This window comes from Novosphingobium sp. B1 (assembly GCF_900176395.1).
Classification (GTDB): Bacteria; Pseudomonadota; Alphaproteobacteria; order Sphingomonadales; family Sphingomonadaceae; genus Novosphingobium.
The window spans coordinates 1-25071 of sequence record NZ_FWXL01000027.1 but is presented as its reverse complement, the minus strand read 5'-3'; the positions used below and the strand labels follow the sequence as shown (position 1 = coordinate 25071).

The 25071-nt window shown below is 53.5% G+C and carries 18 protein-coding genes and 6 pseudogenes; 6 read left to right on the top strand and 18 right to left on the bottom strand.

Features of this window, described 5'->3' with window-relative positions:
- Together B9A23_RS23115 and B9A23_RS20480 are read left to right on the top strand one after the other, a co-directional pair.
- Positions 1–219 (top strand): annotated as a pseudogene (locus B9A23_RS23115) (hypothetical protein); the annotation flags it as partial.
- 86 nt (positions 220–305) lie between these two features.
- Positions 306–2021, top strand: a complete 1716-nt coding sequence (locus B9A23_RS20480) for an IS66 family transposase (protein WP_084281187.1) — start codon at positions 306–308, stop codon at positions 2019–2021.
- Positions 2022–2325: 304 nt separating this feature from the next.
- On the opposite strand, the gene B9A23_RS20475 is transcribed toward B9A23_RS20480, so the two are convergent.
- Genes B9A23_RS20475 through B9A23_RS22500 form a run of 3 tightly spaced genes read right to left on the bottom strand, consistent with a single transcriptional unit; the run spans position 2326 to position 6085 of the window.
- Positions 2326–3624 carry an O-antigen ligase family protein gene (locus B9A23_RS20475; protein ID WP_084281185.1) on the bottom strand — a complete coding sequence of 433 codons (1299 nt, stop codon included), beginning with the start codon at positions 3622–3624 and terminating at the stop codon, positions 2326–2328.
- On the bottom strand, positions 3624–4901 hold the full coding sequence (locus B9A23_RS22505; RefSeq protein WP_139797610.1) for a lipopolysaccharide biosynthesis protein: 1278 nt from the start codon (positions 4899–4901) through the stop codon (positions 3624–3626). The genes B9A23_RS20475 and B9A23_RS22505 overlap by 1 nt, the downstream gene beginning before the upstream one ends.
- Entirely contained in the window at positions 4898–6085 is a 1188-nt protein-coding gene (locus tag B9A23_RS22500; protein ID WP_139797609.1) for a glycosyltransferase family protein, read from the bottom strand. Before B9A23_RS22500 ends, B9A23_RS22505 begins: the two co-directional genes overlap by 4 nt.
- Positions 6086–6292: 207 nt before the next feature.
- On the opposite strand from B9A23_RS22500, the pseudogene B9A23_RS20465 reads away from it, so the two are divergent.
- Positions 6293–6630: pseudogene (locus B9A23_RS20465) on the top strand (transposase); the annotation flags it as partial.
- 61 nt (positions 6631–6691) lie between these two features.
- Here B9A23_RS20465 and istB read toward each other — a convergent pair.
- On the bottom strand, positions 6692–7537 hold the full coding sequence (gene istB / locus B9A23_RS20460; RefSeq protein ID WP_084281181.1) for an IS21-like element helper ATPase IstB: 846 nt from the start codon (positions 7535–7537) through the stop codon (positions 6692–6694).
- Positions 7534–8784 carry an IS21 family transposase gene (istA, locus tag B9A23_RS20455; RefSeq protein ID WP_084281180.1) on the bottom strand — a complete coding sequence of 417 codons (1251 nt, stop codon included), beginning with the start codon at positions 8782–8784 and terminating at the stop codon, positions 7534–7536. Before istA ends, istB begins: the two co-directional genes overlap by 4 nt.
- Before the next feature lie 142 nt (positions 8785–8926).
- Between istA and B9A23_RS20450 the strand changes: the two are divergent.
- Together B9A23_RS20450 and B9A23_RS22495 are read left to right on the top strand one after the other, a co-directional pair.
- A pseudogene (locus B9A23_RS20450) lies at positions 8927–9768 on the top strand (IS3 family transposase); the annotation flags it as partial.
- Between the two features lie 32 nt (positions 9769–9800).
- Positions 9801–10271 (top strand): annotated as a pseudogene (locus B9A23_RS22495) (transposase); the annotation flags it as partial.
- Between the two features lie 63 nt (positions 10272–10334).
- On the opposite strand, the pseudogene B9A23_RS20430 reads toward B9A23_RS22495, so the two are convergent.
- Positions 10335–11311, bottom strand: a pseudogene (locus B9A23_RS20430) (acyltransferase family protein).
- 754 nt (positions 11312–12065) lie between these two features.
- On the opposite strand from B9A23_RS20430, the gene B9A23_RS20425 reads away from it, so the two are divergent.
- A complete protein-coding gene (locus B9A23_RS20425) occupies positions 12066–12782 on the top strand; it encodes a transposase (RefSeq protein WP_084281173.1) in 717 nt (238 codons plus the stop codon).
- A 258-nt stretch (positions 12783–13040) separates the two neighbouring features.
- Here B9A23_RS20425 and B9A23_RS20420 read toward each other — a convergent pair whose 3' ends face one another.
- The 12 genes and pseudogenes from B9A23_RS20420 to B9A23_RS20365 all read right to left on the bottom strand — a co-directional run.
- Entirely contained in the window at positions 13041–14150 is a 1110-nt protein-coding gene (locus tag B9A23_RS20420) for an IS110 family RNA-guided transposase (RefSeq protein WP_254895222.1), read from the bottom strand.
- Positions 14151–14315: 165 nt separating this feature from the next.
- Positions 14316–15667 (bottom strand): annotated as a pseudogene (locus B9A23_RS20415) (IS66 family transposase).
- A gap of 61 nt (positions 15668–15728) precedes the next feature.
- The gene (gene tnpB, locus B9A23_RS20410) at positions 15729–15878 is read right to left on the bottom strand and encodes an IS66 family insertion sequence element accessory protein TnpB (RefSeq protein ID WP_084281172.1); all 150 of its coding nucleotides are present in this window, start codon (positions 15876–15878) and stop codon (positions 15729–15731) included.
- On the bottom strand, positions 15875–16201 hold the full coding sequence (locus B9A23_RS20405; protein WP_176218105.1) for an IS66-like element accessory protein TnpA: 327 nt from the start codon (positions 16199–16201) through the stop codon (positions 15875–15877). Before B9A23_RS20405 ends, tnpB begins: the two co-directional genes overlap by 4 nt.
- A gap of 457 nt (positions 16202–16658) precedes the next feature.
- The gene (locus B9A23_RS20400; RefSeq protein ID WP_084281168.1) at positions 16659–17861 is read right to left on the bottom strand and encodes a glycosyltransferase family 4 protein; all 1203 of its coding nucleotides are present in this window, start codon (positions 17859–17861) and stop codon (positions 16659–16661) included.
- Positions 17861–19012 carry a glycosyltransferase family 4 protein gene (locus tag B9A23_RS20395; RefSeq protein ID WP_084281166.1) on the bottom strand — a complete coding sequence of 384 codons (1152 nt, stop codon included), beginning with the start codon at positions 19010–19012 and terminating at the stop codon, positions 17861–17863. The genes B9A23_RS20400 and B9A23_RS20395 overlap by 1 nt, the downstream gene beginning before the upstream one ends.
- A gap of 18 nt (positions 19013–19030) precedes the next feature.
- Complete coding sequence (locus B9A23_RS20390; protein WP_217806649.1) at positions 19031–19894, bottom strand: WecB/TagA/CpsF family glycosyltransferase; 864 nt, start codon at positions 19892–19894, stop codon at positions 19031–19033.
- A complete protein-coding gene (locus B9A23_RS20385) occupies positions 19891–20853 on the bottom strand; it encodes a GDP-L-fucose synthase (RefSeq protein WP_084281164.1) in 963 nt (320 codons plus the stop codon). Before B9A23_RS20385 ends, B9A23_RS20390 begins: the two co-directional genes overlap by 4 nt.
- Positions 20854–20868: 15 nt before the next feature.
- Positions 20869–21990: a GDP-mannose 4,6-dehydratase gene (gene gmd / locus B9A23_RS20380; RefSeq protein WP_084281161.1), complete on the bottom strand. Its 1122-nt coding sequence runs from the start codon at positions 21988–21990 to the stop codon at positions 20869–20871.
- A 520-nt stretch (positions 21991–22510) separates the two neighbouring features.
- On the bottom strand, positions 22511–23392 hold the full coding sequence (locus B9A23_RS20375; protein ID WP_084281159.1) for a hypothetical protein: 882 nt from the start codon (positions 23390–23392) through the stop codon (positions 22511–22513).
- A gap of 4 nt (positions 23393–23396) precedes the next feature.
- Positions 23397–24590, bottom strand: a complete 1194-nt coding sequence (locus B9A23_RS20370) for a cell wall hydrolase (RefSeq protein WP_254895221.1) — start codon at positions 24588–24590, stop codon at positions 23397–23399.
- A gap of 130 nt (positions 24591–24720) precedes the next feature.
- The coding region (locus B9A23_RS20365) for a tyrosine-protein kinase family protein (RefSeq protein ID WP_139797608.1) at positions 24721–25071 on the bottom strand (351 nt) is incomplete at its 5' end.

The following is a 25071-nucleotide window of genomic DNA, read 5'->3' as shown; positions in this document are numbered from 1 at the left end:
TGGGTGTCCAATGCGGTCGTAACGCGGTGCTCGTCCATCCCCCCAATTCAACCACGCCCCGAGGCTGCGCAAGGTGCCGACAGAACACCGCTTACTTTTGTCTGGCCATCTGCAAAGGATGGGACGATTGCGATCTCGGCTTCGGCGATGGCCTGCCTGCTCGAAGGCGTGGATTGGCGCAACCCGCAGGAGACCTGGCGCCCGACGCAGGTCGGGTGATTGTGCCCCGTTGCAAAATTGGTTCTTCAGTCGAGAAAATGCCGGTAAATGCTGGGTTTGAGCGTACTTTGCAGGTATAATACTGCATGGTCCCCGGCGATGCCCCCGATGAGCTTTTGCATCTTCGTGCCGAGCTGGCCTTGGCACGCGAGCAGGCCGAGCAAGCTCGGGACAAGGCACTGGTGGCCGAGGCCGAGGTTGCTAAAGTCTGGGCGATCAATGCCGACCTGCTGGCCCGCAACGCCCATCTTGAACTGATGAATGAGCAGATGCGCCGTGACAAATATGGCGCGCGCTCCGAGCGTAGCCGGCACCTGCTCGATCAGCTCGAGCTGACCTTCGAAGAGCTCGAGGCCAATGCCAGCGAGGCCGAGTTGCTTGGCCAGATCGCGGCTGCCAAAACTACCACGGTTAAGGCCTTCACCCGCAAACAATCCACCCGCCGCGACTTCCCCGCCGATCTTCCGCGTGAGCAGGTCATCATCCCCGCGCCCGAGACTTGCCCGTGCTGCGGCTCGCACGAGCTGAGCCATCTGCCCGCGGCAATCACTGAGACGCTTGAGCGCGTTCCGGCCCGTCACAAGGTGATCCAAACCGTGCGCGAGAAGGTCTCCTGTCGCCGCTGTGAGAAGATCAGCCAGCCACCGGCGCCTTTCCATGTAACCCCGCGCGGAATGTTCGGGCCGCACTTCCTGGCAAACCTCGCCTTCCAGAAGTACGGCCTTCACCAACCCCTCAATAGCCAACGCGACAGGCTCGAGGCCGAAGGCGTCCCCTTGAACCTTTCCACCCTGGCGGACCAGATCGGCGCAATCTGCGCGGCGGTAAGGCCCCTGTTCTTGCTGCTGGAAGCCCACGGGCTTGCCGCAGATCGCCTACATGCTGACGACACCACCGTCCCGCTTTTGGCTAAGCTCAAGACCAGCGTGGCGCGAATATGGGACTATGTGCGCGATGATCGACCGTTCGGGGGCACGGCGCCACCGGTGGCGCTATGTTACTACTCCAGTGACCGTAGAGGTGAGCATCCGCGAGCACACTTGGCGGGCTATACCGGGATTCTCCAGGTCGACAGGTATGCCGGCTTCAACGCCCTGTTCGAGGACGGCCGCTCGGACAAACCCATGACCCGCGCCAACTGCTGGGTCCACGCACGCCGGGAGTTCTTCAAGCTCGTCGACATCAGGCAGCAACTCAAACGTCGGAAAAAGGGCGCCGCGCCGCTGGTCTCGCCGCTGGCAAGCGAGGCGCTCGAGATCATCGATCGGCTCTTTGCTATCGAGCGCGACATCAACGGCAAGCCCGCCGCTGAGCGTCTTGCCGTTCGCCAGGAACGGTCAGCTCCAATCGTTGCCGAACTCGAGACATGGATGCGCGAAACGCGCAGCAAGCTCTCTCGCCACGATGCGGTGGCCAAGGTCATCGCCTACCTACAAAACGACTGGGACGGCTTCACCACATTCCTCGCCGACGGCCGCATATGTCTCTCGAACAACGCAGCAGAGCGTCAGCTGCGCAGCGTTGCTCGCGGAAGAAAAGCCTGGTTGTTCGTCGGCTCAGATCGAGGTGGCCAGCGCGCCGCGATGATGTTCAGCCTCTTTGGCACCGCACGCCTCAACGACGTCGATCCACTCGCCTGGTTCACCGACGTCCTCGCCAAGATCGCCGACATACCCCAGAACCGTCTTCACGAACTCCTCCCGTGGCATTGGAAGGTCGCTCAGCAACAGCTCGCACAGGAAATCGCCGCATCAAACCCGGCGCTTCCGCGCCGCTCAGCGGATGCGTACCGTACACGCTAACAGCCCAACGTCTATGTGCGACGCTCGCAACGCTAACGCCGGACGGATACGTGCTGCTGCACATTTTACCAAAAAGTGGAGTTAGTGAAGAGGTAGAGTGCTTAGACCTAACCGCGGGATGCGCTGGACTTATGCGCCCCCATTTTGGTCGGAACCCGATGGGGGACGATGCTGCCCGGCCCACATAATCCAACAAGATACTTACTTGTAGAAACGTCGAGCAAACTCGGGACAACCCGAACAATACAGGCTCCCACACTTTCTCGAAAGGGTATCACAACAAGCACAAAAAATCTTATATGAATTACAATCTATTTATCGAACTTCGAAAAAAAGGCCAAGCGCAAAGTGCGAATGCGTTAAGCGCTAGACCAAATGAATTCGCACTATATACCACTTCAAACATTCCTTGGGCGGCCGATACTAGGCAAATCAACGCCATCGCTAAAGCTGCACGATTTGAATATACCAAGGCTGCATACACATAGTTAAACATATTGGCGACCAAAACAACTGCAAAGAGCAAAGTTCCCAACACGCCAGTTTCAACTAAGAACTGAAGATAAGAATTGTGTAGATGTGGCGGAAGGTAAAGACTTCCGTAATAGAATGAAAAGAAAGGGCCGGAATGCTCTGGCGTGATGATTCCCTGATAGCCCCAGCCTAACAGTGGGCGCTCGTAAAACATTTCGCGACCTGCCGACCAGATTACAGTTCTACCTGTCAAATTTTCATCTCGACCGAGGGTCTGGAGCACCCAATCAAGGCCTATATAAATAGCGATTGAAGCCAGAAGATTGAAAATCCAAAACAGGGCAACCCTCGACGTTCGGGGCGCATAGCGAAACATTAAAATCGCAAATAAAGAAAAGCACGATAGAAATAAAAGGCCCAGTCCACCCGCCGATGACGAAAGCAGAATCGCCAAAGTAGAAATAATAGAGAACATAGCCCGAACGATAAGATGCGACCGGGACCAAGTAATATTTAACAATAAGCAGATAAGAGACATTGATGCTGAGATGTTCTTATGCGGAAACAGGCCCGTCATTGCGACAGTTTCAAAAACATTGTCGCGCTCTAGCGCATCTTGATAAATTGCGAACTCGGCACCCGCTATATACGCTACAAGACCAAGCATTACAGAAATATTCAGTACTATTAATAAGTAATCCAAATACTTCCCAACATCAACAGTTTCGGAAAGAACAAATCCACAAAATATAGTGGCGGCTAAGGAGAAGCTAAAAAAAACTGTTTGAGCCGGAAGCTCAGACCAAAGCGCAGACGACGCAGTGAGTATGCATAACGAAATTAGTATAACTCGTGCCCATGTCCCCGACACTAGTCCGAGATACGGCTTTTTTCTTAAATAACGCACAAATATAATGGCACCCCAAAGGTAAGTTAGCAACCATAATGCAATGAATACCTGTCGGCGATTTTCTGGGGTAAAGATGGAAAATGTCGCCGACAGGATGACGAAATGACCAGTCAAACCCACCAGAATAAAAAAAAGATACGACCGGGGTTCGAATTGAAATCGTTTAATATCTTGTCTAGACGAACGTTGTTCGGCCATCGATTTATCTGCATCAAACATCAAGTTTTCCTCGCCGCGTCTTTATAGATGCCTAGGCTAACCACAGATGTGGTAAACAGACTTACGATGGACGCCCCTAATGTTGCAAACCCCATCCCATAAATCCCATACCTCGGGAGCAGGTACACGCAGAGTGGCATATACACTGCTGCCGATATAAATCGAGGGAAAATAAAATGCTTTAGCTTTGCCTCGAGTTGACCATGGAGGATCTGCGAATCTGAGCAACCCTGCAGGGTTGCTGCGCAGCAAATTAAAACAAGCGCGCCTTGAAATGACGCATATTCAGTTTTCGACAATTTTGCGATTATAACATCACCAAATACAGATAGCAGGACTAGAAGTGCTATGCCACAGGCGAATATCGTCATTGTAAGTATAAGTACACCCTTGTGGGAACGTTCCACGGCAATCTTTTTGTCTACGGCCTCGCGTTCTCTAAAAATTATAGGTAACGAAAATCTGTTTAAAATGGTATAAATCGCCTGAATAACGTTTTGACTCAAAAGAATGAAAACGCCAAATATCGCCAATACGTCAGTTGTTGTGTGACTCGCGATAATCCATCTGTCGGCAGATTTCAAAAAAAGAGTTGGAACACTCCAAATAAATATTGGAAGGGAAAAATTGATCATTTCAGAAGACAAAGGCGAGGAAAGCTTCGGATATGAAAGGTTGGCGATCGGTTTGTTAAAACCTATCAGAAGATAATAATTAACCGCAGTGCTTACTGCCAATAAGGCAGCCGCAATTAACGAAATTTCGGAAGCTCCAAAACCTAACTGGCTTCCGATATAGACACACAGTAATTGCGCAATGGATGGCATAGTCATGAAGAACGAAGCTCGACCACTATTTTGAGCAACATTATCGATCTCAGCAATCAAAGCTGATGATCCCAACGCTATTCCTAAAAATAGCCCAGACAGTATCATAGGAAAACTGAGCCCAACGCTTACGCTAAAAACTTCTTGCATTATCAGGATTGTCACAATGGCTAAAGACGAGATAGCCAATGGTAACAACAATGTAAGATTTAGAAGGTGATTGTAAACAATATGCTGTTCCGGATCTCGCACTTTAGTCCAAAATCGAGCAAACGTTGATTGCGAAGCATTATACCACACTATGCGGACAAAGTTCGCAATGCTGAGTATCAGTACATAAGATGAGAACTCTTTGCCGCTCAGAAGTAAAAAATAGAGCTTTGTAATTCCAAAAGCGGCCATAAATGACAAAGCGTATAGCAGCAGCTTGAAGAAATTCTTTATGATCATTGTGAAATGTTCAATTTGGTAAGTTTGGCGATTTGCGAAAATCTATTTGACCAAAGATGGTTATTTTGTATAATCGTTCGAACGACCTTGGCTCTTTGATAAGCAAGTTTTGGGTCATTTCTGACCATGTTTAGGCAAGATCTTAACTCGTCAAAGCCATGATAGTAGAAAGCGTCGTCCCCAAGACACATTATTGTATCTGGTGTTCTGTTCACTAAATGGGGAATGCCATAAGCCGATAATTCGATGTCTCTAAGCTTGAACTGCATTCTTGGGTGTCCGGCCAAATACCCGCTTCCATGCATAGATGTTGAAACAATTGCAGCGCTCTGCAATAGTAGCTCGTTTAACTCGCCGTCATTAAGAAAGCCCGGCAATTGAACGTTTTCGAGAGGTGCATAGCTTTGCTGACTAACGGCATTGATAATGCCGCCTAGCACTGCCGAGGCCTCTCCGCCCCAGATGCGCGTCCACTGAGACCGAAATGAAATTCCTCCATGCTCTTCCATCTTTTTGAGTAGCCGCTTAACGGAGGATTGGATTGTCGAGGCTTGTTCGCCGTTGCGGCTCTTTCCATTCCAGCCCGATCCGACTACGGTAAGTGGTTCTGCAATTCGAGATAGCTGGTTCACGAAATGCCACCGCCATCGCGAATGTGCGCTTCCAAGGAATGTTATTGGATTTCTGGCATTAGCGAGATAGTCCTCCTCCTTTGGTGGTCTGATTTTGTGAAAAAACTCATCAGATATAGCGAAGGGAAAAAATAACACCTCATTGTATTTATTCTTTAATCTCTGACAGTTTTCGGTTTGAGCACTAAGTACATAGTCAAAAATCTGGCTAATTTTTATTGAACGCCACCAGTCCTGAGGTGTATCAACTAGGTAGTTTATTAATACAGCACCGGAATTCTTAAAGCGTTTTAGCGTTTCCATCTCGATATCTTTGTCGCGGCCTTCTACGACAAATATAAGATCGTAAAAACGTTCTTTAGTCATTACAGCTTGTGACTCTTTATTAAAAGCGCCTTCAAGCGGGTTTATACCACGTAAATTTATTATCGTTAAATCGGCGTTCAACGTTCTGAATGGTTCTATGATATGTGTTTTTATCCATGGTGCATTATATACGGCAAGTAAGATATTAGGGCGCACAGATTTCTTTGCGTATATTTGGTCAAGCACGTGTCGATCTTTCTAGCACCGCAGGCGGCATTCGCTGAATCGCTGCCTGGTTACAGTTGCTCGAGGTATATCGATGCGGTTGAAAACGCAAATGTGTTGATCTCACTTCAATTATCCATTCGTGAGATTTCTTTTGGTGCGGAGTGACATGCCCCCATGATTTTTCACCACGCATGATTAGAGCCCGGTCGTTGGAAGGACGGACAGATGAAGCGAAAGAGTTTCACGGAAGAGCAGATCATTGGCGTGCTGAGGGAAGCGGAGGCGGGTGCGAAGGCCGCTGACCTGGCCCGGCGGCACGGTATGTCGGAAGCGACGATTTACAACTGGAAGGCCAAGTATGGCGGCCTGGAAGTGTCGGACGTGAAGCGGCTGAGGGCGCTCGAGGACGAGAACGCCAAGCTGAAGCGGCTGCTGGCCGAGGCCATGCTGGACAACGCTGGCCTGAAGGATCTTCTCGCAAAAAATTGGCGACGCCCGCTGCCAAGCGAGAGGCGGTCGCACGTTTCCAGGCATTCCTGGGGATGAGTGAGCGGCGGGCGTGTGTAAATGCTGTTTCACAATTCCTCAGAAGTGGCGCAAAATTGCCCAGCGCGGTTGCGGTGATCAGCCATTGAGATGATCGATAGCTCCATGTTTTGGCGGCCGTCCGCGACGTTTTGGCGCAGGTGGCGGCATCAGGTTTGCGTGTGCCCGAGTATGTTCGGGGATGAGATCGGCATGGTTGCGCAGTCGGTAACTGGCGCTTTCGATTTGAACCACAACGGCGTGGTGCAAGAGCCTGTCGAGTAGCGCGGTGGCAACGACGGGATCACCGATGATTTCGCCCCATTCGGCAAAACCTTGGTTTGAGGTGAGGATCATGGCCCCCTTTTCGTAGCGGGCGTTGACGAGCTCGAAGGAGAGGTTGGCGCCCCCCGGTGTGATCGGCAGGTGGCCGATTTCATCGACGATCAGCAGCGAGGCGCGCGTGTAAAAGCGGATTTTCTCAGCCAGACGGCCCTCACGTTCGGCTCTGGTGAGCGCTTCAATCAGTTCGGCCAACGAGCAGCGATAGACACTGCGTCCCGCCCTGACTGCGGCCACACCGATGGCGGTAGCCAGATGGGATTTCCCGGTGCCGGGCCGTCCAAGAAAATGCAACACCTCAGCCTGGTTGATGAACTCGAGTTGGACCAGGGCGGTAATGCGATGCCGGTCGAGCGAAGGCTGGAAGGAGAAGTCGAAGCTTTCGATGGTCTTGACCGGCATGAGACGGTCGGTGCGCAGTGCTACACCGATGCGCCTGCCCTCACGCAGGTTCAACTCTTCGGCCAGCAAATCGTCGATCGCTTCGATGGCGCTGATCTCGCCTTTTTCCAGCCTGCCCAGCGTGTGATCGAGCGTTTCGAGTGCGCGGGCCATATGGAGAGCCAACAGGCTCTGCCGGATGCGTTCAGTCTCAGACATCATGCGGCACCATTGGCATTAAGACTGGCGAGGCGTTCACCCACCGCGCCGTAGAAGGTCAGAGGGCGCTGAAGGATTGGCATCGTCGGGGTCACAGGTAACATTTCGGCCCGTTTCGCCGGTGGAGCCTTGCGATGACCTGGCTCGATACGCTTGGGGTTTTTACCTTCCAGCACCGCATGACGGGCGATGAGTTGCCCTTCTTCGCAGATCTGGACCTCATTGGTATGATGCTGGACCTCGACAATCCGGCGCCGGGCGGTGTCTGGCACGCTGTAATAGTTGCCTGCCACTGCGACCATGCCTTCGCGACTGATGCGCCGTTCAAGGGTTAGCACTGCATCGTAGCGCATCGCCGGCAGGGAATGCATCTGGGGCTGCTCTTTTCCAAAATACTCGCGCACGATCCGCCCCGTAGTGGCATGCTGCCTGGCGTTGGCAATGTCCGCACGCCAGACATCAAACTGGGCGTTGAGATCATCAAGGTTGTGGAAGCTGCGGCCGAGGAAGAAATCCTGGCGGATGTAGCGGAAGGGCCGCTCGACCTTTCCCTTGGTCTTGGCCCGATAGGGCTGGCAGGCCTTGGGCGCGCTGCCATAATGGGCCAGAAGGGCTACCAACGAGGCATTGTAGGTCACCACACCGGCCGCATCCTCGCCGATGACGGCGGTCTTCATGCGGTCGTAGAGAATTTCGCTGCAGCAGCCTCCCATCGGTTCGAAGGCAGCAATGTGGCAACGCATCACCGTTTCCAGCCCCTGGTTCGGGCAGAACCGCCCCCAAAGCCAGCGGCTGTGTCCGAGCACCATGCTGAACAGCCAGATCTTCCGCGCGACATCTGGCTCGCTGGTAAAGACTGTCTGGAATTTGGCGAAATCGACCTGTTCCTGCACGCCGGCGCCGGCTTCGAAGCGCCGTTCATAGATCCTGGGCACTGATGGGCGGAGCTTCCGGAGATATTCCGTCAGTGACGAATACGCGCCCTTATAGCCCATATCGCGGATCTCGCGACGCAGCCTGCGAGAAGACAGGCCCGGATAGGCTGCCAGCCGCTCCAGCAGATATTGGCGATGCAGCTCCACAGCACTGACTACGGGTTTTCGTGGGGTGTAGGCCAGCGCCTCCAACCCACTCGTCAGATACTTCTTCACCGTCTTGCGGTCGAGCCCGGTCTGGCGCGCGATGGCGCTGATGCTCAGCCCTTGCCTCTTGAGTTCCTGGATCAAAACGACCTCCCTCAGTCCTATCACCTGCGCGCCCTTCCTTCGGCATCAGCAGGGATGAATGTGCCGCGTGATCGTCATGGGGGCATGCCCCCATGACGATCACGCGCAGTTCTCAAACTGAGGAATTTTCAACCAGCACATTTGCGGAGATTACGACCAGCACTCACAGGCGTGTCGTGTGATAGGCGCTGACCGGAAGAGCATGCGCTACCGGTCGCAGCGAGATGACGATACCGAAGTTCGGTCGAAGCTGCGCGAGCTAGCCCAGCAGCGCCGCCGGTTCGGCTATCGCCGGCTGCATATCCTGCTGCGGCGGGAGGGCATCGTGATCAACCGGAAGAAGACCCGGCGGCTCAACCGCGAGGAGAGCTGGCGGTCAGACGGCGACGCAATCGGCGCCGTGCCATCGGTGCACGGGCACCCGCACCGGTTCTGGCGGTGCCCAACCAGCGCTGGAGCTTGGACTTCGTGCATGATCAGCTTGCGTCAGGGCGTCGGTTCAGGGTGCTGAACATCGTCGATGACGTGACCCGGGAGTGCCTGCGGGCAGTGCCGGATACCTCAATTTCAGGGCGCAGGCTCGTGCGGGATCTGGCCGATCTGATCGCGGAACGCGGCAAGCCGGGCATGATCGTCAGCGACGATGGCACGGAACTCACCTCGAACGCGGTGCTCGTCTGGTGCGGTGAGGTCGGCGTGGAGTGGCACTACATTGCGCCGGGCAAGCCAATGCAGAACGGCTACGTCGAGAGCTTCAACGGCCGCATGCGCGATGAGCTACTTAACGAGACGCTGTTCCTCAACATGGACCATGCCCGCGTTCAGATCGCTGCATGGGTCGAGGACTACAACCACGAACGGCCACACTCAGCCCTTTGCTACGAGACCCCGGCGGCATTCGCCGCCGAATTGCATAAGCAATGGCCTGCCCCGCTACGCCCTACGGGCTCCGCTGCACAGGCCATTGCTTACCCAGCGCTCATGCGCAACAAACCAGCCCGGCTCTAATCCCAGCTGGTGGAAAGCTGGGGGTCACGTCACGCGACATCAACGGCAAGCCCGCCGCTGAGCATCTTGTCGTTCGCCAGGAACGGTCAGCTCCAATCGTTGCCGAACTCGAGACATGGATGCGCGAAACGCGCAGCAAGTTCTCTCGCCACGATGCGGTGGCCTTGGCCACCGCCTACCTACAAAACGACTGGGACGGTTTCACCACATTCCTCGCCGACGGCCGCATATGTCTCTCGAACAACGCGGCAGAGCGACAACTGCGCAGCGTTGCTCGCGGAAGAAAAGCCTGGTTGTTCGTCGGCTCAGATCGCAGTGGCTAGCGCGCCGCGATGATGTTCAGCCTCTTTGGCACCGCACGCCTCAACGACTTCGATCCGCTCGCCTGGTTCACCGACGTCCTCGCCAAGATCGCCGACATACCCCAGAACCGTCTTCACGAACTCCTCCCGTGGCATTGGAAGGTCGCTCAGCAACAGCTCGCACAGGAAATCGCCGCCTGAAACCCGGCGCCTCCGCGCCGTTCTGCGGATGCGTACTCTGAAAATAGAATTTTCGGAAAATAATTATGTTATTGTCCTTGCATATTTTATGAACGGTTGTTCTATAAACTTAAAAGTCAATTTGGAAAAATAGTAGCTAACTAGCATGGTAATGACGTACCAAACCGCCAAGGAAATGACGCCCGTTCTTGAGGTTTCCGGCATAATTGTTTCCCACATATCAATAACAAGGAAATGCAATAAATACATAGAAAAGGAGCACGATCCCAAATCTACTAGAATCTTTCTCTCAATAAATCTTGGACGAACAACTGATATCGCAGTAACAAATATTGAAAAAAGGAGAATGGCGACAAAGAAATTCGAAAAACTGATTTAGATATTGCAGCGTAAATGATTAGTGCTGTAGCGCCATACAGCGCGATGACGGCCATAGGCTTGATAAGCCATAATCTCAATTGTGATGCCGCTAATCCAATAACGAAGGCAGGCAATTGGGTTATCCAGAAATAAAAATGGAAATTATTTTCTAAAACCGCGTCTGAATATGAAAAATTCTTCAATATTGTATAAGATAAAAGCCCAATTATTAATGCCATAATAATCGAAATCAGATAAGTTACCGCGCCAGAGTTTTTGAAGAAGTAATGTAACGCTGGAAATATTGCGTAGAATGACATCTCTGCTGCGATGCTCCATCCCCCGGGAACGCCTTTATTCACTGCTTCGGGTACCCATCCATGCATGAAAGCCAGTGTTAGGAGGATAGTAATGGGATCATCGCTGGTTCCTGAAAATCTCACACTACCTAGCGCGGCTAAGAAAGTATAGATAATCAATCCGGCGTAGAACATTGGAGCGATGCGAAAAAAGCGCCGCGTGTAAAAGCTTATCATCGAAAGATCGTTGTTAAGGTATGCAATGCCCAGTGTGAAACCAGAAATAACGAAGAATAGCTGAACACCCTTAGCCCCATATTCCGCTATATTCAGGCTGTGCGCCGATAGCGCGGTGATCGCTTGGCTAACATGGACCAGCACTACTCCGGATATTGCTAAGCCTCTCAAACCGTCCAAATAACTTAGGTGCTCTCTCTCTTTTGCATTTCATCACCAATATTAAAACTAAGGGAATCAAGGTCAAGTGCAAAATCTGACATGCATTACCGTGAGGTTCTTGTAAGGTTTACTGGTAATTCGCGTAGACTATAACATGCGGCACAAGGAGAGGTATCCTAATTTTTTCCCGTTCCCAAAATACTCGTACTATCCGTACGCTCAAAAACCCTTGTTGCATAGTTTCGCACCTGACTTGCCGTGCAGTACAAGCTTGTTCCATTTTCGTTCTTAGCATGGGACGGACACATCTCATACGTTAGAATGGGCAAAGAACCGACGGCCTGATCGAGCAAGACATGTGTGTCACAGTGAGCGGCATGTGACGCAATAAGCACTACATCATTGATCTGAAACTGCTGCGGCAACGTGTCGGTGTCGCGCTACAGTGTCGGCTCCGGACACTCGTTATCGAAACGGTGCTCCTGCTGCAGCCTTAGCCTTGGATGCAAGGACTGGAACGGCTTCCGCAAAATCAACGGCATGGCCAGCGCGCGGTCGTCCGTTACTCGCCGCTCGAGACCTGTCGCCTCAACAACCGTGCTCCGTACGGCTGTGTGGACGTTTGTGGCCGGACTGAAAATTCCATAGCCCCAGTTTTCATCGGCTATGATTCATAGGGACACCCTGATTTACTGGTGGTGGTGAGGGTGTGAATGTGATTCCATCGTTTTGAGCGATGGAGGCGTATGTGTCTGTGCAGCGTGGCTTTTGCGATCTGGATGAGCGGTATGCGGCGCTGTCGGCGGCGGGCGATCCGCTGGAGAAACTCGGGGCGCTGATCGACTTTGAGATATTTCGCCCCGCGCTCGATGCGGCCCTGCAGCGATCTGACGGTAGCAAGGGCGGGCGGCCGCCGCTGGACGCGGTGATGATGTTCAAGACGCTGATCCTGCAGACGCTCTACGGCCTGTCTGATGCGCAAGCCGAGATCCTCAGGCGCTTCCTCGGCCTCGACGATGGCGACAACACGCCCGACGAGACGACGATCTGGCGGCTCCGCGAGGGCTTGGTGCGCGCCAATGCCATCGGCGCCTTGTTTGCCCGCTTCAACGCCCACCTCAGAGGTCTGGGCTATCTGGCCATGGGCGGGCAGATCGTCGATGCCAGCATCATCGCCGCTCCGCGTCAGCGCATGACCGACGAGGAGCGCGCCCTGGTCAAGGGCGGCGGCATTCCGGAAGACTGGGCCGCCAAGCCGGCAAAGCTCGCACAGAAGGATCGCGACGCGCGCTGGAAGCTCAAGCGCGGGCGCCGCAAGAAAGTCCCAGATGGCAAACTCATGGCCGAGATAGCCACGCCCATGTTCGGCTACAAATCCCACATCGGTATCGGCCAGCGGTGTGGTAATTGCTTATATGAGGTGGGTCTCTGTCAAGGGTTCATGGCGGCATGATATGTTTCCTTGGCGTTCTGGATAACCTGGTCCGGGCCCGGTTTGCATGATCAGGCGCGGTGGTTGCGCCAGCTCCAACTTGTATTCGGTCAGCACACTCGGCTGCTGTACCAACATCCCGCTTGCTGCGGACGGGGGCCAGGATGGCGGGACCATTCTCACGGATCGGCATGGTGTGCCCTGCAGTTACTCGGTCCGCTGCCCTGGTATCCAGCAGGGTCTGCAGGCCTTGACGGATCTCGAAGTAAGATTCGGCTGCTATTTGGCTTGCATAATTGCCCCCTCGATCACGACACCGGAAGAGACATATTTCCAGAGCGCAACGATGAGCTTGCGCGCCAGCGCGACGATGGTCGGTTTCTTCAGGCGTCCGCCGTTTTGCAACACGCGATCCTTGAACCAGCGAGTTAGTGCAGAGCCGGGTTGATGCCGGATCCACAGCCAGGCTATCTGGATTAGCGCCGTTCTCAGCCGTGGATTTCCAGCCTTGGAAACGCCCTGCTCGCGGTTGATCTGACCGCTTTGCCAAGGATTTGGTGCCAGTCCGGCATAGGCAGCGACCTGTCTGCGATTGTCGAAGTGACGTGACAGGCCTTCTGTCCAAAAGGACCGCTGCGGCCTCATCGCCAATTCCCTTAAGGGCGAGCAGCATGGCCGGTCCTGCGATTGCGACGAATGTGCCGGCCCCGCCGTTGTGAGCATATCACTCCGCGCTTCTTCAACGGCGGCAATGTGCTTGAGCACGAGTTCCAGACGGTCAAGTTCTCGACTGATCTGCGCCTTGAGATGCCTCGGCAATAGTTTGCCATCTCCGGTTGTCAAGCTTTCCAGTTTCTCGCGTCGATCCCGACGCACAGGTTCATAGCCTTTTATGCCCTGGCAATAGAGTAGACCTTTGATCCGGTTCACGTGGCCGATCCGCTCCCTGATCAACGATCGCCTCTCTCGAACAAGGCGACGTGCATCTTCGTCATCAGGCGATGGCGCAATCACCATCGCGCAGACCCGGGGTTCGCCCCGCTTGTAGGCCAACAAGGTGCGCACCAGTGCTTCACCATCTATCTTGCCCGTCTTTGCCCGCCGCCGACGTCGCGAGACCGCTACCGACGCGGGATCCACAACGTGGCTTCCAATGCCTTCACTCAACAACACGCGATGCAGCCAGAACCCGTCGAGGCCCGCTTCCTGAATAGTGATGACAGGAAACTCCCTACCCACGCGATCACGTGCCTGGCGTCGCAGATCATGCAGGCGCTTGAGTAAACCGGCCATGTCTCCGGCAACAAGAGTGCACTGCAACATTCTGGACCCATTCCCGGGCGACAAGGATGTGACCAGCCATCTGGATTGACTGAGTTCCAGCGACACGAAAATTGCGGCAAGATCGTTGCGAACAGCGGTAGGTGTTGGGACGAAATGCGTGCCTCGAGCATGAGCATGATCTCCAGAGGTTTGTTTGGCGACTACTCTGCCCGAGCATCGGCCGCTGTTCACCCACCTCATGGGATCTCACGAGGTTGGCACTGAGGCCGATCAGGCGGGTGCGAAGCGTCCGTCGACGAGATCGCGGATTGCGCTGAGTGCGGACTGGCCAGAGAGGCGTGCAGTGCCGGTGACGGAACGGTATCCGGCATGGATCTGAGCGCCCCAGTCTGACCGGAAGCCGTTGGTGACTTTGCGGAAGACGACCGAGGGGCGGATTTCGCGCTCTGAGATGTTGTTCGTGGCCGGCACGTGACGGTTCTTGAGGAAGACGAAGAACCTCCCCCGCCACGCCTTGATTTGCTTGAGCAGAACGCGCCCGGCGGGATGAGCGACAGGTCTGGCAACCAGACGATCGAGCGTATTGTCGGCTTTGGCAGCATAGGCGGCCAAGGTGCTGTCCTTGATCTGGTCTCGTCGTCGCCCGACCTTGATCGTCCAGCGTAAATGGTCACGAATGTGTGGGGCAAAGGCAGTGTCGCCGCTGTCGATGGCGTACTGAACATCGCGAAGCACATGCGCGAGGCAAACCTGGTGCTCGCGTCCCAACTCCTGCTGACCCGAATAGTGGTCGGAGACCCAGACATCCGGTCGATGCTGTCCCAGCACGTCTTCGGCAACGCTACGGGCCCGGCGCGAGGCGATCTTGTGCAGGACAGCGTCGCTGGACAGGAACGCCCACTGCCACTGCATCACGCCATTGGTCCTGGTTGTCGTCTCGTCCGAAGCAATGATGCGCGCCTTAAGCGATTTGGCGCGGATCGCAGCCGTGGCCGCATCCATGCTGGTGCGCAGGCGACGGAACATGTTGGCGATGGCACCTTCGGAGATTGTCAGCCCGAACAGTTCGCCAGCAATCCGGGAAAGGCGCTCGAAACCCACGTGGTGGCTATGATGCAGATAGGCCATTAGCGCACAGATGCCTGAGCCGAAGGGCGAACCGGGAGCCATGCCCACAGGCGCCTGCGCCTTGGTCGGCCACAGAACCGGCAGCGCCCGCCCCAAAACTCCACCCGGGTGACGACGGGACGGATCGGTGGCAGGTCGACATGATCGTAGCGCTGCTAGCACTGCTGTACCTGGCTGGTCACATCCGTGCCGCAATGGCCGCACTCGCTGGCCATGACACGTTCGGTCTTGTCGGGTGTCCCCGCCAGTGGGCGGTGTTTGCCCTCGCGCGGCGGTCGCTTGCCTGACTTCGGCTTGCGCCTCTTGCCACCCTTCTTGCCAAAATCGTCCATCAAGGGCGGGATGTGCGAGTTCGAGGACGTCTTGCGCGGTTTGCCGACCAGGCCCTCAAGTTCCGTAATCCAAGCCGCCATCCTTTCGATCATCTCGTGCTGCGCAAGCAGAAGCTCTTTCTTCTCAGCTTCGCTCAGCACATGAAGCGGGGGTGGGGCCATCCCAAGGGTGAATCAGAACCAGATTCACCGCGCAAAACTTTTCTGCCAACCTCGTGAGCAATTACCCGGAGCGGCCGCGGAAGACCCACAGATCACCTCCGAATGGGTCCTTGGTGAAGTGCTGCTGGACCATTGCGGCCAGGCTCTGCATTCCGCGCAGCATATCGGTATAGCCCATCGCGATCCACACCCGCGCACCCGCCGGAATCATCGCATCGCCTTCAAGGCGGCCACCGCAAGCGCGGGCGAGGCCAGCGCGAAAATCCGCAATCGTCGGCCATCGGCGAAGTCCAGCACGATCGCGGCTTCCGGCTCTTGCGCCGAAGCGTTGGCGGTGGTTCCGGGCTCGTCCTCGATCACCGCCGAAACGAATGCCTCCTGAACCTGCCGCAAGGCTGCCCGGCGCCACAAGTAGATCAAGCCTCGGCAAACATCATGACGGCGCGCAACATCCGCCACACAGGCACCCGACGAGAATGCCTCGCGCAAAATCTCCAGGCGATCCTGATCCGTCCAATCCCGGCGGCGTCGCACCCCCGTCAGCACCGTTACCTGTGTCAGAGCTGTCCTAAGCGCGCCCTATTGCACGACCTATAGGACGTCCAGACACACCGGACAGCAGCAGCAAGCGCGGCTCACCGGACGGTTACTGCTCAGGGCCTCAAGATGATCGTTCAAACTGAACAGGGACATCGGATCCATCACGGCTCTCCATGATCGCTATCGATCAATGAATCACCAACGACACCGAAACTCCATCGGCTTTTGCGGGTCTCCAGCTTGGCTTACCGCGGATCTCGCTTAAGTCGTCGACCATCTCATAAGTGTAATTACAGCATTACTTCTGTGGAGCTCGCGGTACGTTAAGTCTATTATTAACGCGTCTCCTAACTTAATCGAATTACTAAAAAAACTAATCTAAAGTTATCCAACTTAGTTAAGAAATACGTACCACATCCGTGACACAAAGTAGCTGCCCACCGCTACATTTTCATTCTTTTAAGACATCAAAAATTCCACACGCAAAGTTCTGGGCCATGGCTTCTATGGAAAAGCGCCGCGACATCGCCTCTGCCGCGTTGGCCATGGCTTCGAGGCGATTTTTGTCCTTCAGCAAGTCGACCACGGCTTGCCCGTATGCTACCGGGTTTTGCCAATCCTCAACTAGCAAACCGTTCTCGCCAGGTTTAAGATAGGAAATTTCTGGGCTGTGCCATGGAAAGTCGGTAGTGGCGATCGGGAGACGAGTTGCACCTGCATCAAGAATGGCGAGCCCCACCAGACCGGGCATCATAAACACTTGCCCTAAAAGCATCAACTCAACCTTGCCTGTCCCAAAGCGAGGGCCAAGAATACGAATCCAAGTTAAATCTGCCGCCAGTTGCTCAAGTTTCTGTAAATCCTGTCCACCTCCGATAACAAGTAACTCAAAATCTGGAATCATGGTTCGGATAAACCTTCCGGCCTCGACAAGAAAGTTCAGTCGCTTATCTGGATAAAGTCCACCAACAAAGACACCTACATTTCTGCCTACTATATCCAGCTCACGCCGTAATAATTCTAGGCGCTCTGGAGTGATTTGAGCAATCTGATCGCGTAATTTAGATAAATCAACTGAATTGTTGATTACTGTTATCCGGCTATCAGAAAAACCAAGTGATCGAATGTGATCGCGAGTCTCTTCAGTATAGGCGAACCACCAATCTACTTTAGTTGCCCAAAATCTCTTCCATCTTTCAGCTATGCTGTCAAAATTGCGAGCTTGGAAGTTCCGTCCGTGACCCATAAAAGCCAAGCGTCCTCGGCGAAATGGCCTAGATAACTGCAAAGCGTAATTTAACAGATACTTATTCTCCTGCGTGACGATCACAAGATCATAATAAAATGAGCGCAAATAAATAGGATGATAAAGTAATACGCCCCTCGAATTTATAACTCGAAATTCTGGTACTGTTAACATAGAATCAAGAGAACCTATGTCACCCTTCTTCAACTCCTCGTCAGTCGCCAATCCGCAGACGACATCGTAGATTATACCTCTACTCCCTAATTCCTTTCGAACCAATTCATGAAATGCTACCCGATAATGAGGCATAACGTGTGTTACAAACAGTACTTTCTTTATTGATGTCTTCTGCTTTTTGATACCGGCTTCTTCAAGGATGCCGGTAAGGCTGACACTACGGTGGAACATCAATTTTCTGCCATTACATCTTTATAAATTTGCTCAAGGATGGCGCGGTTTTTGTCGGAACTCAAATGTGTTATAAAGTGCTCTCTAGCTCGTCTTCCAATTTCTCGTAAGCGCTCGTCGTCAGCTAAGGCGATATTAGCAACCCTAGCCAAATCGTCTTCGTCACCTGGATTAAAATGCAATCCGGTTACGCCATCACTTATTAGCGTGGCTAGTGAGCCAATATTCGAAGCTAATATAGGCGTGGCGGTTGCCATGCCTTCAATGACTGTCATCGGAAAGTTCTCAAACCATACTGATGGGATTACAAGTAATCGAGCGCGGCTCATCTCACTGGCAACTTCAGCAGAATTCATCGTGCCTAAGAAGTGAACATTGGGTCCTGCAAGTTGCTGAAGGTGACCACGAAGAGGGCCGTCGCCCACGATCGTTAGCTTCTCCCCAACTTTTGCCCACGCACGAACCAAAGTTTCCAAGCCCTTCTCAGCGCTGAGGCGCCCGACATAAAGAGCGCCCATTCGTGACTGAAAAGTTAAAGAATTTACCTTAGTAAAGTTTGGCTTTACCACGATCCGCTCTGCAGGGAGTCCTGCCTTAACGAATTGTTCTCTGGCAAACTCCGTAAGAGCAACAAATCGTGTCACTTTGCTCTTCCATGTTCCCAAAAAACGGTGGGCAGCAATCTGTGCTGCAACTGCAGCGCTGCCAGCGCGCGACCCGCGATAACACTTATGCAACACAGCGGGCAAAGCATTACCAGTTACGCACTTTGTGCAGGGTTGGTTATCGCGGTACAATAAACCATTTGCACACATCACGCGGAAGTTGTGCAATGTCCATACTGTTGGAATGCCACGGCGTGCAGATGCCCAAAATAAGGATGCGCTTGGGTAGGGAAAGAAGTTATGAACGTGAACGACGTCGGGCTTTGCGATGTCTAATGCGTGTCCTAATGAACGATAACCGGAATAGCTCCAAATGACACCTGCTGACGCCAACAATTTGTCGAATGTTGACTTTATTCGATCGTTGCTTGTCAAATGTTCAACCACTTCATGTCCAGCTTCGCGCAGCATCTGTGCTTCGTTGGCAAAGACCGTATCCTCGCCACCGGCATGTTGATAACGATTATGCACCATTAGGATTTTCATAATTCGCGACTTTGCATATTAGCTTCGATTAAATATTATCTTCAATACAAACTTAGGTGCTAATATTAAGTATCGTCGCCACAAGCGGCGCGGTTCGCTCAACAATCGATGTAGCCATTCCAAGCCCGATCCACGCATCCAGTGTGGTGCTCGCTTCACGTCACCTGCATAGAAATCAAAAGCCGCACCAACTCCGATCAGCGTTGCGCCTGGAATTACCCCAACATGATCGCGCATCCAATATTCCTGCTTAGGGGTCGATAGACCAACCCATACGATGTCTGGATTAGTTGCCACAATCGCGTCTGTAACGATTGCATCCTCCTCAAAAGACAAAGCGTGAAACGGTGGAGTACTTAATCCGGCAATCTTTAAACCTGGAAACTGCCGGGTTAGCTCGGTTGCCATTCTCTCCGCAACGCCCGGTTTACCCCCGAAGAAATAGTGCCGAGCGCCTGTTTTCAAAGAGGCTTCGCAAAGTGCTGCTACTAAATCGGCTCCGCAAACCCGCGAGGCATCTTGGTAACCTCGAGATCGCAGGATCCATAACAAAGGCATACCGTCTGGAGTAACTAAGCCAGCGCGTTCATGAATGTCTGCCAGTTCGGGATCGTCCTGTGCGCGCATCACTCCATGGACGTCACGGACGCATATAAAGTGAGAGCATCGCTTCGCTATCCACCCCAAAATGGTCTCGACAGCAGTTTGCATGTTAACTGTGCTGACGGGTATATCGAGGATGCGACTGGCTGGAACTCCACCAGTCGAAAGGGTTCGATTTGCATCAAAGCGCTGGGTTTTGGGGTAGAGCGGCGCAGGCATTGCTATCGTTTCGTCCCACGCTCCAAGTTTCACCGACGTGTGGTTCGAAACACCCGTCATTTTGCACCAATCGGCGCCGCTGCATGATTGTCAAGGAACCAGCGGTATGTTGAACGCAGGCCGTCGATAAGCGAGACCTGAGGCGCCCATCCCATAGTTTTTATACGAGTAGAATCCATCAGCTTGCGCATCGTACCATCGGGCTTTGACGTGTCGAAGGAAATGCGACCTGCGAAGCCGGTAACGTCAGCAATTTGTTGAGCCAGCTCACGGATAGTTACATCTTCACCAAAACCGACGTTAATATGGCTCAGCATGGGCTCTGTCTTGGCCGCGTAAGCATCGCGCTGGAGGCCGAAAATGAACAGCGATGCTGCTGCCATGTCGTCAACGTGAAGAAATTCACGACGGGGCTCGCCCGAACCCCAAATGATTACCTCGTCGAAATTGTTCTCAACTGCTTCATGGAATCGACGGATTAGGGCTGGCATGACGTGGCTGTTTTCTGGGTGAAAATTGTCGCCTGGGCCGTAAAGATTAGTCGGCATTACGCTACGATAATCTGTTCCATATTGCCGATTATAGCTCTCGCATAACTTGATCCCGGCAATCTTAGCAACTGCATAAGGCTCGTTCGTTGGCTCAAGAACGCCTGTAAGCAGCGCTTCCTCTCTCATCGGCTGCGTGACAGCTCGAGGATATATGCAAGACGACCCCAAGAACAGCAGACGTTCTATCCCGTTGAGATAAGCCTGATGGATCACGTTTGCTTCGATCATCAGGTTCTCATAAATAAACTCTGCTGGATAAGTGTTGTTAGCGTGAATTCCACCGACCTTTGCTGCGGCGAGAACAACTGCGTCCGGCTTCTCAGTCGCAAAAAAGTCAGCAACAGCAGCTTGGTTTGTCAAATCAAGCTCTGCATGCGTGCGCGTGATCGTTTCGATGTCTCGAGCGGCCAGTTGACGAACAATTGCGCCACCTACCATGCCCCTATGGCCGGCTACATAAACGCGCATTGCGGGTCCCCTTTTTCAGCCTTCGATCGAAACTGGTAATTCGAAACCATGTTGTTTCAGCAGAGCATAACGCTTGGCGGATTTTAGGTCCTCTGCAACCATCTCCGCACACATGTCCTGTACCGTAATCTCCGGTACCCAGCCCAGTTTTTCCTTTGCACGAGTCGGATCACCAAGGAGCGTCTCGACCTCAGCCGGCCGGAAGTAACGTGGGTCAATGCGAACGATAACGTCCCCGGGTTTGACCGCTGGTGCATCATCGCCAGTCACAGCCTCGACCACACCTACTTCCTCCACTCCAGCGCCTTGGAAACGCAAGGTTATGCCAAGGTGGCTAGCTGACCAGGAAATGAACTCGCGGACCGAATATTGTACTCCGGTTGCAATTACAAAATCTTCTGGATTGTCCTGCTGCAGCATCATCCACTGCATACGGACATAATCCTTAGCATGACCCCAGTCACGGAGACTATCGATGTTGCCCATAAATAAACAACTCTCAAGACCTTGTGCAATGTTCGCAAGACCACGCGTAACCTTGCGCGTCACAAAGGTTTCACCTCGACGGGGACTCTCATGATTAAATAGAATGCCGTTGCAGGCATAAATGCCATAAGATTCGCGATAATTTACTGTAATCCAGTAGGCGTAGAGCTTCGCAACGGCGTATGGGCTGCGGGGATAAAACGGAGTTGTCTCGCGTTGTGGAATCTCTTGAACAAGCCCATAAAGTTCCGACGTTGACGCTTGATAAAAACGCGTCTTTTTCTCTAGGCCCAAGAACCTGACGGCTTCTAGCAAACGCAGTGTGCCTATCGCGTCCACATCCGCAGTATATTCAGGAGCTTCAAAGCTAACGGCTACGTGGCTCTGGGCTCCGAGATTGTAAATCTCGTCAGGTCCAACTTCGCGAATGATGCGAGTTAAATTTGAAGTGTCTGACAGGTCGCCGTAGTGGAGTTTTAAATTTGGCGAAGGAGCATGAGGGTCCTGATATATATGGTCAATTCTCTGCGTGTTGAACAGTGAACTACGACGCTTGATACCATGGACCTCATAGCCTTTTTCCAACAGGAACTCGGCGAGATACGACCCATCTTGGCCAGTTACACCTGTAATCAACGCTACCTTGGCCATGCCTTATGGACCCCTTTAGAGCATTCCCGCGCTATCACTTTCGCAGATGCAACATTCCGTTACAAGGTCAAACGAACCAAAATTTGGGCTTACATGAAACGTTTCGAGACAGTCGATTGCGTCAAACCATGCCGAGTGGTGGAAAATTAATAGTCAAGCGTTCAATCACAACCGCATGTTCAGGACACGACGCAATCACGCACGGATCCGAACAAGTACATGTAGTTGATGATCTGTATTGGATGTCGACCCGCGGCCAAAAACTTTCAACGGTTGGAGCGGCCATACTTCAATGTCGACGGCACGTATAAGCACGAAGCGAAACGCTATGCTAACGCAAGTTTCCGATATACGTAACTATCTATAACCACTCTTTAAAGAATCATGCGGCAGTGCAGCATTGCTCCCACTAGTTCACATACTCGAATCTTCAAGCAAGGGCCAAGCAATCAGCTGAAAGAAGACCGTCTTCTCTTAACTCGTAGATATCTGAAACAGGCTGACCTCTACCAAAGGTCAGTCACACACCTCTGCCAACAAATTTTTGCAATGCACCATAGCGTGCCTCTAAAGCAGTCACTTGCTGATCATTGCGTCCCAAATGAAGGTTGTCATTTAACAGCCCACCCTCTTGTGTCGATGGCCAAGCGATGAACTTATGGTTTTTTCCGACACGCCGACGTTGAACGCCTCCGACCAGCTCGAGCCAGAAAAACCACAGATCATCAGCGTAGGGACACAGATCAAGGAAGACATCCTCTCTCAGCACTTCTGCATCGAAAGTCCCGGGCGGATATAGGACACCACCGACACCGGTTGGGAAAAGTGCAAAACCAGGTCCACGGTCCCCCGCGTCAACAACGGCATGTGGCCATTGCTGGTAGGGAAGGGTGGCTCCATCTGGCCCCACAGCCGCCATATGCGCGCGCCGGCAAACCGTCATCCGCTCACCGACCTGATATCCTTCGACGATGGACCGAGCCCAATCCGACGGATAGTGGATGTCATCATCCGCCGTCAGGATAAAGCATTCTGGATGAGAGCGGAGAGCAGGAATTAGTTTGGTGTAGGAGCGAATGTCCTTCGTAGGCATCGCACGAAAGACCGCTCCTTCTAGCGCCCGTACGCTTGCTGGGAGTTGTGCAAGATCTTCAGGCGAAACCCAAAGCAGCAGCTGATCAACGACGATATCCTGGTCCAGCAGCGACTTAATGGTCAGATCAAGCGTCGCGAACCTTTTGGCGTAAGATGTAAGCGACACGATCAGGGGGCTTGAGAGACCGTGCGGAGCCTTATCCACAATGCGCGGGTAGGCCTGAACAGCTCGCAAGGCATCTCGCTGAGCCGTTTTGCGCTTGTGTGCAGCGAGTTTGCGTTCGATCAGTCTCTGTATCGGGTTCATTGGTTCACTGCGCTACGGCGGACGCAGTGCTTTCAGGTGCCGTCTTCGCTGGTGGCGCGACTGTTCCTGACAAGCATTGATCGGCCCGGTTGCGGGGAAACTCGGCACAATTCCATTGCGCTATACCGGATGGTGACGTGCGCGTACGCTCGAAGTGGAACGATGCACGCTGACGAGCCACCGGAGAAATTGACTGGTCATTGGGTACAATGCGCGAGTCCGTCCACCCCCAGACCTCACAGGTTGGCCGGTCCTTGCACAGGGCCAATGCCATGGTGGCGTAGGAGCCAGGGAACATTTGTGGTTCGAGATGGACCATGAACACATTGCTGTTCGTGTCGGCAAATTTCAGGCGGCTCGCCTGCATATCCGCCATTGTCACTTCCGGAATTGTCGCAGGTCCGCTCGTCACAACGTTTTCCGCTTGAATAGAGGCGAGATCGACCGGATCGATGGGCGCTTCCTCAGCCTCCACGAGACGAGCAATTCGAGCGTCTGGAACAATCTCACCCGGCACACTGGTGCCGGTAAACACCTTCGGCTCGCCATACCAACCCGGCCAGCGGAAGAACAAGTGCGTTCCAACTTGTGCGGTCTTCTCCAGCTTTCCGCTCCAGTAGGGTACCACCCAGTTCGTATGATAATGGGTCGAAACGCCAACAGGTGAAAAGACATATCCACGAAGAGCAATCGTCGCGATGCCACGTAGACGATTCCAGATTGCGGGATTTGGAATACGCGTCAGCGCACCATCGCACGTGAACGTGAACTGGCAGCCAGTGTAACGCTCGTGGCCTTGGAAAACGACGCCGCACACTGTCTTTGGAAACACAGGATGGCGCACGCGGTTCAGCACAACCTGGACAACTGCACTGGCGCCAACGAGGTCGTTTCCAGCCTCATAATAAGCTGCAGCGGTCAAACAGGCGATCGCGCGCTGCCGGTCGACCTCGTTGCCAGAAAACATGAACGGCCGGGCAGGGGTGTTCACCCGCTTAGAGAAGGGGATCTTTGCATTGATGGAAACTGCGTCTTCGCGACTTACGTCCTTGAATTCCATTGGCGGAGGTTCAGGAAGAGGCGGCCCCGGAACGTTTGAACCAGCGCCAGCGACCAGCTTGCCGTGCCCGGTCGGATTGTCCTGCATCGCAAGATTACCGACATAGAACGCACCCGCCAAAAGGAGCAGGGGCGCCAATATCAGCAAGAACCTGGCTAAACGCAATTCACAATCCCTTGACTGGCATCGACACTAAGGACGCTCATCTAACCGCTAAAGCCATGTCGTTAAGCCCCTCGATAAACGGAGGTTGCGACACTTGCGCTACTCACCCAGCTTTCTTTTGTTCGTAGTATTTGGAGTAGTAAGCTGAGTAGTAGCTTGCGCCGAGGGCATCGGACTTGGGGTCGACCATGGTGAATGCAGCGCCCAGGACCGGTGCGTTATCGAGGACGAGCGAGGACAGCGCGGCCTTGAGGGTTTTCACAGGCGTGCTGTTCCAGCGCACGAGGACGATGACGGCATCGCTCATGGTGGCGATGGTGCGGGCATCGGCAACGCCCAGGATCGGCGGGGTGTCGAAAATGACGTAGTCGTAGCCATCCTTGACCTTGTCGACGAGCGCCTGGATCTTGCCGTCACCAAAGAGGTCTTCGGCCGAGAAGAACGGCTCCTTGAC